12 protein-coding genes and 5 pseudogenes are annotated in these 13,366 nt (G+C 73.6%); 13 read left to right on the forward strand and 4 right to left on the reverse strand.

Features of this window, described 5'->3' with window-relative positions; translation table 11 throughout:
- The first annotated feature begins 407 nt into the window (after positions 1-407).
- On the forward strand, positions 408-1,064 hold the full coding sequence (locus tag ACZ411_RS06145; RefSeq protein ID WP_464169241.1) for a DUF1990 family protein: 657 nt from the start codon (positions 408-410) through the stop codon (positions 1,062-1,064).
- A gap of 20 nt (positions 1,065-1,084) precedes the next feature.
- Here the strand turns inward: ACZ411_RS06145 and ACZ411_RS06150 are convergent, their stop codons facing one another.
- Complete coding sequence (locus tag ACZ411_RS06150; protein WP_464169243.1) at positions 1,085-1,219, reverse strand: hypothetical protein; 135 nt, start codon at positions 1,217-1,219, stop codon at positions 1,085-1,087.
- An 82-nt stretch (positions 1,220-1,301) separates the two neighbouring features.
- Positions 1,302-1,787, reverse strand: a pseudogene (locus ACZ411_RS06155) (HAD family hydrolase); the annotation flags it as partial.
- Between the two features lie 79 nt (positions 1,788-1,866).
- Here ACZ411_RS06155 and hemW point away from each other — a divergent pair.
- Positions 1,867-3,100, forward strand: a pseudogene (hemW, locus tag ACZ411_RS06160) (radical SAM family heme chaperone HemW).
- Between the two features lie 67 nt (positions 3,101-3,167).
- Here the strand turns inward: hemW and ACZ411_RS06165 are convergent.
- Positions 3,168-3,581: a VOC family protein gene (locus tag ACZ411_RS06165; RefSeq protein WP_104291237.1), complete on the reverse strand. Its 414-nt coding sequence runs from the start codon at positions 3,579-3,581 to the stop codon at positions 3,168-3,170.
- 10 nt (positions 3,582-3,591) lie between these two features.
- Positions 3,592-3,987 carry a DUF4870 domain-containing protein gene (locus ACZ411_RS06170; RefSeq protein ID WP_094115774.1) on the reverse strand — a complete coding sequence of 132 codons (396 nt, stop codon included), beginning with the start codon at positions 3,985-3,987 and terminating at the stop codon, positions 3,592-3,594.
- 186 nt (positions 3,988-4,173) lie between these two features.
- On the opposite strand from ACZ411_RS06170, the gene hrcA reads away from it, so the two are divergent.
- The 11 genes and pseudogenes from hrcA to ACZ411_RS06225 all read left to right on the forward strand — a co-directional run.
- The gene (gene hrcA / locus ACZ411_RS06175) at positions 4,174-5,196 is read left to right on the forward strand and encodes a heat-inducible transcriptional repressor HrcA (RefSeq protein WP_094115775.1); all 1,023 of its coding nucleotides are present in this window, start codon (positions 4,174-4,176) and stop codon (positions 5,194-5,196) included.
- Between the two features lie 60 nt (positions 5,197-5,256).
- Complete coding sequence (gene dnaJ, locus ACZ411_RS06180) at positions 5,257-6,369, forward strand: molecular chaperone DnaJ (RefSeq protein WP_464169247.1); 1,113 nt, start codon at positions 5,257-5,259, stop codon at positions 6,367-6,369.
- A gap of 2 nt (positions 6,370-6,371) precedes the next feature.
- Positions 6,372-7,124 carry a 16S rRNA (uracil(1498)-N(3))-methyltransferase gene (locus tag ACZ411_RS06185; protein ID WP_104291239.1) on the forward strand — a complete coding sequence of 251 codons (753 nt, stop codon included), beginning with the start codon at positions 6,372-6,374 and terminating at the stop codon, positions 7,122-7,124.
- A gap of 28 nt (positions 7,125-7,152) precedes the next feature.
- Entirely contained in the window at positions 7,153-7,512 is a 360-nt protein-coding gene (locus ACZ411_RS06190) for a histidine triad nucleotide-binding protein (protein ID WP_094115778.1), read from the forward strand.
- Positions 7,499-8,551, forward strand: a complete 1,053-nt coding sequence (locus ACZ411_RS06195) for a PhoH family protein (protein WP_464169250.1) — start codon at positions 7,499-7,501, stop codon at positions 8,549-8,551. Before ACZ411_RS06190 ends, ACZ411_RS06195 begins: the two co-directional genes overlap by 14 nt.
- The gene (ybeY, locus tag ACZ411_RS06200; protein ID WP_094115780.1) at positions 8,548-9,009 is read left to right on the forward strand and encodes an rRNA maturation RNase YbeY; all 462 of its coding nucleotides are present in this window, start codon (positions 8,548-8,550) and stop codon (positions 9,007-9,009) included. Before ACZ411_RS06195 ends, ybeY begins: the two co-directional genes overlap by 4 nt.
- Positions 9,010-9,117: 108 nt before the next feature.
- Positions 9,118-9,900: pseudogene (locus ACZ411_RS06205) on the forward strand (CNNM domain-containing protein); the annotation flags it as partial.
- 152 nt (positions 9,901-10,052) lie between these two features.
- Complete coding sequence (locus tag ACZ411_RS06210) at positions 10,053-10,343, forward strand: transporter associated domain-containing protein (protein ID WP_464169253.1); 291 nt, start codon at positions 10,053-10,055, stop codon at positions 10,341-10,343.
- Between the two features lie 164 nt (positions 10,344-10,507).
- Positions 10,508-11,455 (forward strand): annotated as a pseudogene (gene era, locus ACZ411_RS06215) (GTPase Era).
- Between the two features lie 505 nt (positions 11,456-11,960).
- Complete coding sequence (locus ACZ411_RS06220) at positions 11,961-12,572, forward strand: sensor histidine kinase (RefSeq protein ID WP_464169255.1); 612 nt, start codon at positions 11,961-11,963, stop codon at positions 12,570-12,572.
- A 562-nt stretch (positions 12,573-13,134) separates the two neighbouring features.
- Positions 13,135-13,224, forward strand: a pseudogene (locus tag ACZ411_RS06225) (DNA-binding response regulator); the annotation flags it as partial.
- Positions 13,225-13,366: the final 142 nt, after the last annotated feature.

Raw genomic sequence — 13,366 nt, forward strand, 5'->3', positions numbered from 1 at the left:
TCGGTGGTCGTCGCTGTCGACGGCAGTGGGATGGTGAGCGCGGGTGCGGCCAGGTCCGAGCAGTCGATCGTTCCCGGATCGCGAGGCGGATCCGGGCGACGACATCCGTGACGACGTTCCCCTGGACCGGTCGTACCGGCCGTGGTCGAAAGCTATCGGCCTCGCAGGTCTTCGAAGAGAACCCCGGATCACGGGTGGATAACGCTTGCTCGCCGCCGTACAGCGAGCGGATGACCGCGACGCTCACGGCGTCATCCGGACGGATGAACGGCGTCCTCGGCCGGCCCCAGAGCCGGGGGGTGGGCCTGCCTCCGGGGGTCACGCGGCCAGGGGCGCGACGGAGCTCGGCGGCGCCGGGGGACCGGTACCCCGGAGCCCTCGCAGGACCACGCCGTAGGCTGACGGGCATGCGCCGCAGCACCTATACCGCGACCGCCGTCACGTACGGCTCCGTCGGCGGCACCCAGGCCGCCGACCTGATGACCTACCCGCCCGAGGGCTACCGTCCCGCCGAGGCGAGCGCGCGGCTCGGCAGCGGCGACGAGCGCTTCGAGCAGGCCGTCGCCCTCCTCATGACGTGGGGCGTGCAGCGTGGAGCCGGGATCGACGTCACGCGCATCGAGCAGGAGGTCCCGGACGACCCGGGCTACGCCGCCGGGCTCGAGTTCGACGCCGAGGGCGTTCCCCAGGTCCCCGTCGACCGGCCGCGGGAGACGCTGTACGGCGACGACGGCACCGCGTGGATCACGTCGGGCACGTCGGCGGTCCTCCGCATGCCCTTCGGACCGTTCCACCCCGAGGCGCCCGTCCGCGTCGTGTACACCGTGCAGGAGACCGACCGCGTCGGCTTCGCGTACGGCACCGTGCACGGCCACCCGTTCAGCGGCGAGGAGGCGTTCCTCGTCTCCCGAGAGCCGGACGGCAGCGTCTGGCTCACCCTCCGCGTCTTCTCCCGGCCCGCCACCTGGCCCCTGCGGCTGGCGAGCCCGGTCCTGCGCGTGCTGCAGGGCGTATTCATGCGCCGCTACCTGCGCGCGCTGCACCCGGCGGTCGCCTCCGCCTGATCCGCGGCGGCTCGCGCGCGTCAGCTCGCCGCGAGCCCGTCGAGGTACGCCATGACCTCGTCGTGGCCGACCGCGAGGTCCGGGACCACCAGCGCGGCGTGGGCGTCGGGCAGGCGCAGCGCGTCCACGCCGTAGGCGCCGGTGGCCACGGCCACGAAGGGGAAGCCCGCGGCCTACGGCGGCCACGCCGTCGGCCGGGGTGTCGCCGATGATCACGACCTGCGCGCCCGAGAGCGCCTCGGCCGCGCGCCGCGTCAGGTCGCTGCGGACACGAGCCTCGTGCCCGAAGAACGACGCGTCCCAGTCGAAGAGGTCGACGTCGAGGCCTGCGCCGTCGAGCTTGTACCGCGCACGCAACGGCGAGTTGCCGGTGAGCAGGGCGTTCGTCCACCCGCGCGCGGCGACGTCGGCGACGAGCCGCGGCACCCCCACGGGGACCTCGCGTCGGCCCGGGCCGTAGTGCTCGACGCGCGACATCTCCTCCAGGTGCCCGCGGACCGCCGGGTGCAGCGTCTCGGGCAGTCCGTAGACGGCGAGGGTCTGCCAGATGATCTGCCCGTCGGTCTTCCCGTGGGCGTGCACGGTGCGGTCCTCGAGCGCCTCGCCGGCCGCCCGCTCGATGGCGCGGTGGTACATGCTCCCGGAGCGCGGGCTGTTGAGGAGCAGGGTGCCGTCGACGTCCCCGAGGACGTGCAGCGGCCGGGGAGCGGGGGCGTCGGTCATGCTCCCATCCTGCCGGAGCGGCGGCACCCCGCCGGACGGCGGCGGACCGGGCGGGCCCGGGCCGGGGGATGATGGACGGGTGCCGTCCGCCCTGCCCCTCGCCGATCCCGCCCCCGCCGACGGGCTCCTGCCCGCCTCCGCGGCCGACGGCGCGGACGCGCGCGCCTTCGGCGTGTACCTCCACGTCCCGTTCTGCCGCGTGCGCTGCGGCTACTGCGAGGACTTCAACACGTACACCGCGCCCGAGCTCCGCGGCGTGAAGCAGTCCGACTACGCGTCGCAGGCCGTGCAGGAGGTGCGCTTCGCCGGATCCGCGCTCCGGGAGTCCAGGCGTCCCCGCGCGTCGCGCCTCCACCGTGTTCCTCGGCGGCGGCGCGCCGCCGACGCTCCTGCCGGTCGACGACCTCGTCCGCATGCTCGACGCGGTGCGGGAGACCTGGGGCCTCGCCGACGGCGCCGAGGTCACCACCGAGGCCAACCCCGACAGCGTCGACGACGCCTACCTCGCCGCCCTCGCGGCGGGCGGGTTCACGCGCGTGTCGTTCGGCATGCAGTCGGCCGTGCCGCGCGTGCTGGCGACGCTGGAGCGCACCCACGACCCCGCCCGCATCGCGCCGGTGGTGCGGGGCGCCCGGGCCGCCGGACTCGAGGTGAGCCTCGACCTCATCTACGGGACGCCGGGGGAGACCCTCGACGACTGGCGCGCCTCGCTCGAGCAGGCGATCGCCGCGCAGAACCCGACCACCTCTCGGCATACGCGCTGATCGTCGAGCCGGGCACGAAGCTGGCCCGGCAGATCCGCCGGGGCGAGGTGCCCGAACCCGACGAGGACCTGCAGGCGGACATGTACGAGCTCGCCGACCGGATGCTCGGCGAGGCCGAGGTACGAGTGGTACGAGGTGAGCAACTGGGCGCGCGGCGGCCGCCGCAGCCGCCACAACCTCGCGTACTGGCAGGGCCACGACTGGTGGGGCGTCGGCCCGGGAGCGCACAGCCATGTGGGCGGCGTGCGCTGGTGGAACGTGAAGCACCCGGCCGCGTACGCCGACCGCGTGCTCGCGGGGGCCTCGCCGGGCGCGGGCCGCGAGACGCTCGACGACGCGACGCGGGAGGTGGAGCGCGTCCTCCTCGGCGCCCGCATCCGGGACGGTCTCGCGATCCCCACCCTCACGACCGAGGGCCGCCGTCAGGTGGCGGGACTCATCGCCGACGGGCTCGTGGATCCCCGGGCCGCGCTCGCGGGCACGCTGGTCCTGACCCTGCCCGGGCGTCTGCTGGCCGACGCGGTCGTCCGGCGGCTCCTCGAGGACTGAGCGGCCGGCGCCTCGGCCGGCCGGCGGCGCCTCGGCCATCGGCCGGTCCGCCGACCTGCGGGACGGCTCAGAGCACGACCGCGCCGACGTCGTCGCCGGCCTCGCGCTCGAGGTCGCTCCGCTCCACGCAGAACTCGTTGCCCTCCGGGTCGGCGAGCACCACCCAGCCGCTGCCGTCGGCGTTCCGGCGGTCGGCGACGAGCGCGGCCCCGAGCGCGAGCACGCGCTCGACCTCCTCGTCGCGCGTCCGGTCGTCGGGAGCCAGGTCGAGGTGCACGCGGTTCTTCCCGGTCTTCGGCGCCTCCACCCGCTGCAGGATGATGCCGAGCCCCGACACGGGGTCGCCGAGCCACGCCGCGTCCTCGCCGGGGAGGTTCGGGTCGTCCGGGTCCTCCGCGAAGCCGGTCACGCCGGCCCAGAAGAGGGAGAGCGCGTGCGGGTCGCGGCAGTCGATGGCGACGTGCCGGATCCGGGCGCTCATCGGCGACCGCCTACTTGATCCACCGGATGTTGAGCGGGTAGCGGTACGGACGGCCGCTCTGGACGCGGACGCCGCCGATGATCGCGAAGACGATGTTCACCACGACCACCGCGAAGATCACGAGGCCCAGCAGCACGCTGATGAGGATGCCGAGGATCGGGATGACGACGAAGATCGCCTGCAGCACGTTCAGGATGACGAGCGCGCCGACCACGTTGATGGTCCAGTTCGTCGCCTCCTTGCCCTCCTGGTCGGTGAAGCGGCCGCGCTCGCGGAACACGAGCCACACGATGAAGGACGGCACGACGAGGATCGCGAGGAAGTGCGTGAGCGACGCCCACAGCCGGTCCTCGCTCGGGGTGAGCGGGGCGGGAGCGCCGTAGGGGTGCGGGTCGGGTGCGGTCATCGCCGGGTGCCTCTCGGTGCGCGCGTCCGCCGGGCGGCCGGCGGATCGCGGTGGATCGTGGATGGGCCGGGCAGTACCTGGCCTCCTCACGGTACCGCCGCCGACGCGCGACCGGCAATGCCGGGCACCCGGATCCAGGCGGTACGATTGGCAGTCAGAACCGACGAGTGCCAGGAGGGAGCCGCGATGGTCTCGGAACGCGGGCTCGACGTCCTCCGGGTGATCGTGCAGGACTACGTGTCCTCGCGCGAGCCCGTGGGCTCCAAGTCCATCGTGGAGCGACACGCCTTCGGCGTCTCGGCCGCCACGATCCGCAACGACATGGCCCTCCTTGAGGAGGAGGAGCTGATCGCGGCGCCGCACACGTCGTCGGGCCGCGTCCCCACCGACAAGGGCTACCGGCTGTTCGTCGACCAGCTCGCGGACGTCCGCCCGCTCACGCCGGCGCAGCGCCAGGCGATCCACGTCTTCCTCGGGCAGTCCGTCGACCTCGACGACGTGCTCGCGCGCACGGTGCGGCTCCTCGCGCAGCTCACCAACCAGGTCGCGCTCGTGCAGTACCCGTCGCTGGCCACCAGCCACGTCAAGCACGTCGAGCTCGTGGCGCTCTCCGCGACCCGGGTGCTGACGGTGCTCATCACGGACACGGGCCGCGTCGAGCAGCGCGTCGTCGAGCTGGCGGGCGACCCGGACGACGCGTTCCTCGCGGTGATGCGCACGCGCATCAACCAGGCGATCGGGGGGCTCGGGCTCGCGGAGGCCGCGACGCGGCTGGAGACCCTCTCCGACGAGGTGGAGCCCGACCAGCGCGCGGCCGCGTCGGTCCTCGCCGGCACCCTCGTGGAGCAGGTGCTCGCCAACAGGCAGGAGCGCCTCCTCCTCGCGGGCTCCGCGAACCTCGCCCGCACCGAGCGGGACTTCCCCGGCAGCATCTCGCCCGTCCTCGAGGCCATCGAGGAGCAGGTGGTGCTCCTGCGCCTGCTCGGCGAGATGGAGGCCGACCAGCACGGCGTCTCCGTGAGCATCGGCCGCGAGAACGCGCCGTTCGGCCTCGGGGAGACGAGCGTGCTCACGAGCGGCTACAGCTCCTCCGGCGGCGTGCTCGCGCGCCTCGGGGTTCTGGGGCCGACCCGCATGGACTACTCCACCAACATGGCGTCGGTGCGCGCGGTCGCGCGCTACCTCTCGCGCCTGCTCGAGGAGCGGTGACGGCCGCACGCCGGCGCACCGCCCCTGTTCCCCACGACCATCACCACCGAAGGGCCCGACGTGGCTGACCACTACGAAGTACTGGGCGTGAGCCGCGAGGCGACGCCCGAGGAGATCAAGAAGGCGTACCGCAAGCAGGCGCGCCAGCTGCACCCGGACGTCAACGACGCCCCCGACGCCGCCGAGCGGTTCAAGCTCGTCACGCACGCCTACGACGTGCTGTCGGATCCGCAGCAGCGCCAGCAGTACGACCTGGGCCCTCAGGCCGGGTTCGGCGGCGGCGGCCAGGGCTTCGGCGGCTTCGGGGACATCTTCGAGACCTTCTTCGGCGGCCAGCAGGGCGGCGGCGGACGCGGCCCGCGGTCCCGCCAGGAGCGCGGCCAGGACGCGCTGCTGCGCGTCGAGGTCGAGCTCGACGAGGTCATCTTCGGCGTGCACCGCGACCTCGAGGTCGACACGGCCGTCGTCTGCGACACCTGCCAGGGCTCCTGCGCGCAGCCCGGCACCAGCGCCGTCACGTGCGACATCTGCCGCGGGTCGGGCAGCATCCAGCGCCAGGTGCGCTCCCTCCTCGGCAACGTCATGACGTCGAGCCCGTGCGGCACCTGCCGCGGCTACGGCACCGTCATCCCGCACCCGTGCCCCACCTGCCAGGGCCAGGGCCGCGTGCGCGCGCGCCGCACGGTGCCGGTGGACATCCCGGCCGGCGTCGACACGGGCCTCCGCCTGCAGATGCCGGGCTCCGGCGAGGTCGGCCCGGCGGGCGGCCCCAACGGCGACCTCTACCTCGAGATCAAGGTCAAGCACCACGAGGTGTTCAGCCGCAACGGCGACGACCTCCTCGCCACGGTCGAGGTGAGCATGGTCGACGCCGTCCTCGGCAGCGACGCGCACATCGAGGCGCTCGACGGCGCCGTGGACCTCGAGCTGCGGCCCGGCATCCAGAGCGCGGAGATCATCACGGTCCGCGGACGCGGGGTCACGAAGCTCCGCGGCTCCGGGCGGGGGGATCTCAAGATCGGCATCCAGGTCGTCACGCCCCAGAAGCTCGACCACAAGGAGCGCGACCTCATCCAGCAGTTCGCGAAGCGCAACAAGGCGCCGGCGCCGCACCTCGCGCACTTCCAGCAGGGCCTCTTCCAGAAGCTCCGCGACCGCTTCCTCAACGTCTGACCGTGGCGCACTTCTACCTGGCCGACGACATCGGCGCGTCCGACCTCGCGGTCGGCCGCCTCATCGTGCTCGCCGGACAGGAGGCCCGGCACGCCGTGACCGTGAGCCGCGTCCGCGCCGGCGAGGGCATCCTCGTCGGGGACGGCCGTGGCACCATCGCCGCCGGCACCGTCGCCGCGGTCGAGCCGCAGCGCCTCGAGCTCCGGGTGGACTCGGTCGAGGTGCACCCGGAGCCGACCCCGCGCGTCGTGCTCGTGCAGGCGCTCGCCAAGGGCGACCGCGACGAGCTCGCCGTGCAGGCGGCGACCGAGCTCGGCGTGGATGCGGTCATCCCGTGGCAGGCGCAGCGCTCGGTCTCCCGGTGGGAGGGCGCGAAGGTCGCCAAGGGACGGGATCGATGGCGCGCCATCGTCCGCGAGGCGGTCAAGCAGTCCATCCGACCGCGCGTGCCGGAGGTGGAGCCGCTCGCGACGACGGGGGACCTGGTGCAGAGGGCCGCGACCGCGCGTGTGCTCGTGCTCGACCCGACGGCGGGAGCCCGGCTGTCGGCGCTCGACCTGACGACGGCCGACGGCTCCGCGCCGACCGACGTGCTCCTCGTGGTCGGGCCCGAGGGCGGCATCAGCCCGGCCGAGGTCGAGGCGCTCCGGGCCGCCGGTGCGGTGCCCGTCGCCCTCGGCGCCGGCATCCTCCGCACGTCCACGGCAGGTCCCGCGGCGCTCGCGCTCGTCAACGCCGCCCTCGGTCGCTGGTGACGCCGCGGGTCGCGCGTAGGCTGGGCGCATGACCACAGCCCCCGAGCCCACCGTCTTCGAGCGCATCGCCGCGCGCGAGATCCCGGCCGAGATCGTCGCGGAGACCGACCGCGTCATCGCGTTCGAGGACATCGCGCCGAAGGCCCCCGTGCACGTGCTCGTCGTGCCGAAGTCGGCCGCCTACCGCGACGTCGTGGAGCTCGCCGCGGGCGATCCGGGCCTCCTCGCCGAGGTCGTCGAGGTCGCGTCGCGCGTCGCCGCCGAGCGGGTCGGCGGGCAGTTCCGGCTCGTGTTCAACACGGGCGCCGACGCGGGGCAGACCGTCTTCCACGTGCACGCGCACGTGATGGGCGGCTTCGGCGGCTCGGAGGACCATGTCGGGCTCTGACTCGCTGGGCGGCGCATCCGCGGACGCGGAGGACCGCGTCGAGCAGACGGCGACGATGGACGGCGTGCTCATGGTGCGCCTCCTCGGACCCCAGGACCGGCTGCTCCGGCAGATCGAGCGCGAGCACCCGGACGTCGACGTCCGGGTCCGCGGCAACGAGATCACGCTCGTAGGCACCCGGGCGGGCGTGGCGTCCGCCCGCCGGCTCATCGACGAGGTCGTGGCGATGGTGGAGGACGGACAGCACGTGGAACCCCAGGAGATCGAGACGAGCGCCAGGCGGCTCGGCGAGGACGACGCGCGGACCCTGTCCGACGTGCTGAGCGAGGCCATCGTGCAGTCGCGCGGCCGCACCGTCCGGCCGAAGACGCAGGGCCAGAAGCAGTACGTGCAGGCGATCGACGAGAACACGATCGTGTTCGGCATCGGGCCCGCCGGCACCGGCAAGACCTACCTCGCGATGGCGAAGGCCGTCCAGGCCCTGCAGCGCAAGGAGGTCGAGCGGATCATCCTCACGCGTCCCGCGGTGGAGGCCGGCGAACGGCTCGGCTACCTGCCGGGCTCCCTCACCGACAAGATCGACCCCTACCTCCGGCCGCTGTTCGACGCGCTCAACGAGATGATGGACCCCGAGCTCGTGCCGAAGCTCATGGCCTCCAACACCATCGAGGTCGCGCCGCTCGCCTACATGCGCGGCCGCACCCTGAACAACGCCTTCGTCGTCCTCGACGAGGCCCAGAACACCACCCCCGAGCAGATGAAGATGTTCCTCACCCGCCTCGGCTTCGGCTCGAAGATGGTGGTCACGGGCGACATCACGCAGGTCGACCTGCCGACCGGCTCCAGCGGCCTCCAGCTCGTGACCCGGGTGCTCGACGGGATGGACGACATCCACTTCTCCCGCCTCACGAGCGACGACGTCGTGCGGCACACCCTGGTCGGCCGCATCGTGGACGCGTACACGCGCTACGACGCGGAGCGCCAGGCCGCCGACCACCTCCGCGCCGAGCGACGCACCGCCCCTGGGAGCACCCGATGAGCATCGAGATCAACAACGAGTCGGCGATCGAGGTGGACGAGCCGACCATCCAGCGCCTCGCCACCTACGCGCTCGACACCCTGCACGTGCACCCCGACGCGGAGCTCGCGATCGTGATGGTGGACGAGGGCGCCATGGAGCAGCTGCACGTGCAGTGGATGGACGAGCCGGGCCCGACCGACGTGCTGAGCTTCCCCATGGACGAGCTGCGTCCCGGCACCGAGGACCGCCCGACGCCCGCCGGGCTCCTGGGCGACATCGTCGTGTGCCCGCAGGTGGCGGCCGAGCAGGCCGTGACCGCCGGGCACTCGACGCTCGAGGAGATCCTGCTGCTCACCGCGCACGGAATCCTCCACCTGCTCGGCTTCGATCACGCCGAGCCCGACGAGGAGCGGGAGATGTTCGGGCTCCAGCGCGACATCCTGATCGGGTTCGCCATGAGCGAGCGCGGTCGCTGACCCGCCCGCCGATGCTCGCCCTCCTCCTCCCCGCCTTCCTCCTCGTCGTCCTCGGCGGCCTGTTCGCCGCCGCCGAGGTCGGCCATCTCGTCGCTGTCCCGTGCCGACATCCAGGAGCTCGCGCTCACGTCGCGGGCGCGCCGCTCGATGCTGGCCATCTCGACCGACACGGGCGCCTACGTCAACTCGCTCAGCTTCGTGCGCATCGTCGCGGAGACGAGCGCCGCCGTGCTCGTCACGCTGGCGCTCGCCTACACGATCTCCGAGTGGTGGATCACGCTGCTCGTGGCCGCCGCGATCATGACCGCGGTCTCCTTCGTGCTGGTGGGCGCCAGCCCGCGCTCGGTCGGCCGGGTGCACGCGCGTCCGCTGCTCGCGTGGACGGCGCTCCTCGTGCGCGGGATCCGCGTCTCCATCGGCCCGGTCGCGGACGCCCTCGTGGCGCTCGGCAACCGGGTCACGCCGGGCCGCCCGAAGACGGTGGCGACGTTCACCAGCGAGGAGCAGCTGCTCAGCATGGTCGACGAGGCCACGGAGCTCGAGGTGCTCGAGGAGGACGACCGGGAGCTCATCCACTCGATCTTCGAGTTCAACGACACGGTGGTGCGCGAGGTCATGATCCCGCGCACCGACATGGTCGTCGTCGAGCAGACCGTCCACGTGGGCAGCGCGCTCGGCCTCTTCCTCTCCCGCGGCATCTCGCGGGCGCCCGTGACGGGCCGCGACTCGGACGAGATCGAGGGCGTGCTGTACCTCCGCGACCTCGCGCGCATGGTCTACGAGCGGCCCCAGGAGGCGGAGCGCACGACCGTCGACCAGCTGGCGCGGCCGGCCGTGTTCGTCCCCGAGTCGCAGAAGGCCGACGCGCTGCTCCGCCAGATGCAGCTGGAGTCGAACCACCTCGCGATGGTGGTGGACGAGTACGGCGGCATCGCCGGGCTCGTGTACGCTCGAGGACCTCATCGAGGAGCTCGTGGGCGACATCAGCGACGAGTACGACCGCGACGTGCCGGAGTACGAGGACCTGGGGGACGGCGTGTACCGTGTGGAGCGCCCGGCTCCCCATCGACGAGCTGGGCGACCTGTTCGGGCTGGAGCTCGACGACGACGACGTGGACAGCGCCGGGGGGCTCCTCGCGAAGACGCTCGGGCGCCTGCCGGAGCGCGGGTCCGCGGTGCACGTCGGCGGGCTGGTCCTCACGGCCGACCGGGTCGAGGGGCGGCGCACGCGCATCAGCACGATCCTCGTCGAGCGCGACCGCGCGGCCGACGCACCCCGACGACCACGAGGCGGCCCCCGCGGGCGCCGCCGCCAGCAGAGGACACGACCATGACTGATCCCCGCGACGACGACCCGGCCGCTCCCGCGCCCGCCGACGCGATGCCGGAGCACCACGCCGACGAGGCCGGCAGCGCCAGCGCCAGCGCCAGCGCCAGCGCCACCGGCGGCGGCAGCACGACGGCGGAGCCGGCGCCCCTGTCGGACGAGGCGTGGGGGATCGACCGCGATGCCGAGCCCGCGCGTCCCCAGCGGAAGCCCCGCGGCGGCGCGCCCGCCTACCGCGCCGGCTTCGTCTTCTCCTTCGTCGGCCGTCCGAACGTCGGGAAGTCGACGCTCACCAACGCGCTCGTGGCGGAGAAGGTCGCCGTCGCGAGCTCCAAGCCCCAGACCACCCGCAAGGCCATCCGCGGCATCGTCCACCGGCCCGACGGACAGCTCATCCTCGTGGACACGCCCGGCATCCACCGCCCGCGCACCCTGCTCGGCGAGCGGCTGAACGCCCTGGTGCAGACGACGCTCGGCGACGTCGACGTCATCGGGCTCTGCATCCCCGCCGACGAGCGCATCGGCCCGGGCGACCGCTTCATCAACGAGCAGCTCGACGAGTACCCCCGCGCGCGGAAGGTCGCCATCGTCACCAAGACCGACTCCGCGTCGCGACACGCCGTCGCGGAGCAGCTGCTCGCCGTGCAGGAGCTCCGCGAGTGGGACGCGATCGTCCCCGTGTCGGCGGTCGAGGCGATCCAGCTCGACGCGCTCGTGGGCGAGCTCCTCGAAGTGCGCTCCCCGTCTCCGAGCAGCTGTATCCGTCCGACGCGGTCACCGAGGAGGGGCTCGAGGCGCGCATCTCGGAGCTCATCCGCGAGGCGGCCCTCGAGGGCGTGCAGGACGAGCTGCCGCGCTCGCTCGCCGTCACGATCGACGACATGATCGAGCGCGAGGACAAGGAGCTCCTCGAGATCGACGCGGGTCCTCTTCGTCGAGCGCGACAGCCAGAAGGGCATCGTCATCGGCGCGCAGGGGTCGCGGCTGAAGCACGTGGGCCAGGTCGCGCGCGCGCAGATCGAGCCGCTCGTCGGGAAGCGCGTGTTCCTCTCCCTGCGGGTGAAGATCGCGAAGGACTGGCAGCGCGACCCGAAGCTGCTCGGCCGCCTCGGCTTCTGAGTCGCGCCGCGCGCACGCTCGGCGCGGCCGACGCGCCGGGCGTACATCCCCCGGATGAGGAGTGCGACCGCCTCCGCGGGGATCCTCGGCCCGCTGAGGCTCGGCGCAGCCGCCCGGCACGTGCGGTGGTCGCATGCGCCGCCGGATCCCCGAGGTACCAGCTCGTCCTCGACGTGGCCCTCGCGGCCGCGTTCGTCCGGCGCTATGCTCGCGCCCGGCTCCGTGGGCGTCACCGCCGCCAGCGCCCTCGGGGTGTTCGCGTTCGCGACCTCCGAGGTCTCGCTCGTGCTCGTGCTCGTCATGGGGACGGCGCTCGCGCTCCGCGGCGTCTCGCCCGGATCGTCGCTCGCCGTGGCGTGGGCGGGCGCCGTCATCCAGATGGGCGCGGGCTCGAGCGTCGAGCCCGGCGACCTCGCCATCGCGGGCGTCGTCTACTGCACGGCCGCGTACGGCGGCCGCGTGGTCCGGCGCGCTGGGCCTCGCCTCCGCGATCGTCGGCGGCGTCGTGGCCGCGTCGTACCTCTCGTACGCCGCGGGCCGCGTGCCCGTCGGCAGCGCCGCCCTCGGGACGGGGGAGTGGACGGCGTTCGCCACGCTCTGGCTCTTCCTGCTGCTCTGCGCGTGGAGCGTGCTCCTCGCCTCCTGGACGGCCGGCCGTCTCGTCGTCGCGTCCCGGGCGTCGCACGCGAGCCGGGACGCGCAGGCCGCGGCCGAGCGCGACCAGGCCCGCGCGCTCCACGACGTAGTGGTGGAGCAGGAGCGCAACCGCATCGCCCGCGACATGCACGACGTCGTCGCCCACTCGCTCGCCGTCGTGATCGCGCAGGCCGACGGCGCCCGGTACGCGCGGCAGGTGGACCCGGAGGGCGCCGACCAGGCGCTCCGAACCATCTCCACCACCGCCCGCCAGGCGCTCGGCGACGTGCGGATCCTCCTGGCGCAGCTGCGCCACAGCGAGGACGACACCCCGCAGCCCGAGCTCAAGGAGCTCAGCGACCTCATCGACCAGATGCGCTCCACCGGTCTCACGATCGGCTTCGTCGAGACCGGCCGCCCGGCGAGTTCGGCACCGGCCAGCAGCTGGCCGATGTCGACCGGATCGTGCAGGAGGCGCTGACCAACGTGCTGCTCGGCACGGCGACGTCGGCCACCCCGTGGAGGTCGAGCTCGCGTGGGCGCCCGACGGCGTCTCGGTCGCCGTCCGCAGCCGCACCCTCCCCGACCCGGTGCGTCCGGCGCGCACGACCACGGGCATCATCGCCCTGCCCGTCCTGCCGCCCGCCCCGGTCACGACCGCGCAGCCCGTGGGGCACGGCCTCGCCGGCATGCGCGAGCGCGCGACCCTCTCCGGCGGCCGCTTCTCGGCGGGCGTGCGCGAGGGCGTGTGGACCGTCTCGGCGTGGATCCCGTTCGCGCCGGCGACCCGCCCCGTGCCCCGCGTCCCCGTCCCCGGCGCATCCGTCGGCACGGGCGCCGAGGCTCCGGGCCGGCCCCTCACGCTGGACGAGCTCTTCCCGCCGGAGGCCGCCGCCGCGGGCACCGCCACGCCCGGGGTGCCCGTCAGCCCGCACCGGACCGCCGCCGCCCGCGGGGCCGCCTCCGCCGCGCGCCGGGCCCGTGACGACCGGCCCGCCTGGATCCGACTCGCCGCCCCGCCGATCGAAGGACCCTCCGTGCCCATGCCCCCCATCCGCGTCGCCCTGGTCGATGACCAGGCCCTGTTCCGCACGGGCGTCCGCATGCTGATCTCCTCGCAGCCCGACCTCGAGCGCGAAGCCCGCCAACGGCCAGGATGAAGCGGCGCACGAAAAACGCGAAAGCGTTTCACGATAAATGCGAAAACATCTCTTGACACTGCACGAGGAACGGTTAAACACCCGGTGGCACAACCCTGAAGTTGAGCAGGAACAA

The sequence above is a fragment of the Clavibacter sp. AC415 genome (genome assembly GCF_979252985.1).

Bases quoted from the DNA above. Each gene is read 5' to 3' on its own strand.
- ACZ411_RS06145 (WP_464169241.1), top strand. From the start codon at position 408: ATGCGCCGCAGCACCTATACCGCGACCGCCGTCACGTACGGCTCCGTC.
- ACZ411_RS06165 (WP_104291237.1), bottom strand. From the start codon at position 3,581: ATGAGCGCCCGGATCCGGCACGTCGCCATCGACTGCCGCGACCCGCAC.
- ACZ411_RS06170 (WP_094115774.1), bottom strand. From the start codon at position 3,987: ATGACCGCACCCGACCCGCACCCCTACGGCGCTCCCGCCCCGCTCACC.
- hrcA (WP_094115775.1), top strand. From the start codon at position 4,174: ATGGTCTCGGAACGCGGGCTCGACGTCCTCCGGGTGATCGTGCAGGAC.
- ACZ411_RS06190 (WP_094115778.1), top strand. From the start codon at position 7,153: ATGACCACAGCCCCCGAGCCCACCGTCTTCGAGCGCATCGCCGCGCGC.
- ACZ411_RS06195 (WP_464169250.1), top strand. From the start codon at position 7,499: ATGTCGGGCTCTGACTCGCTGGGCGGCGCATCCGCGGACGCGGAGGAC.
- ybeY (WP_094115780.1), top strand. From the start codon at position 8,548: ATGAGCATCGAGATCAACAACGAGTCGGCGATCGAGGTGGACGAGCCG.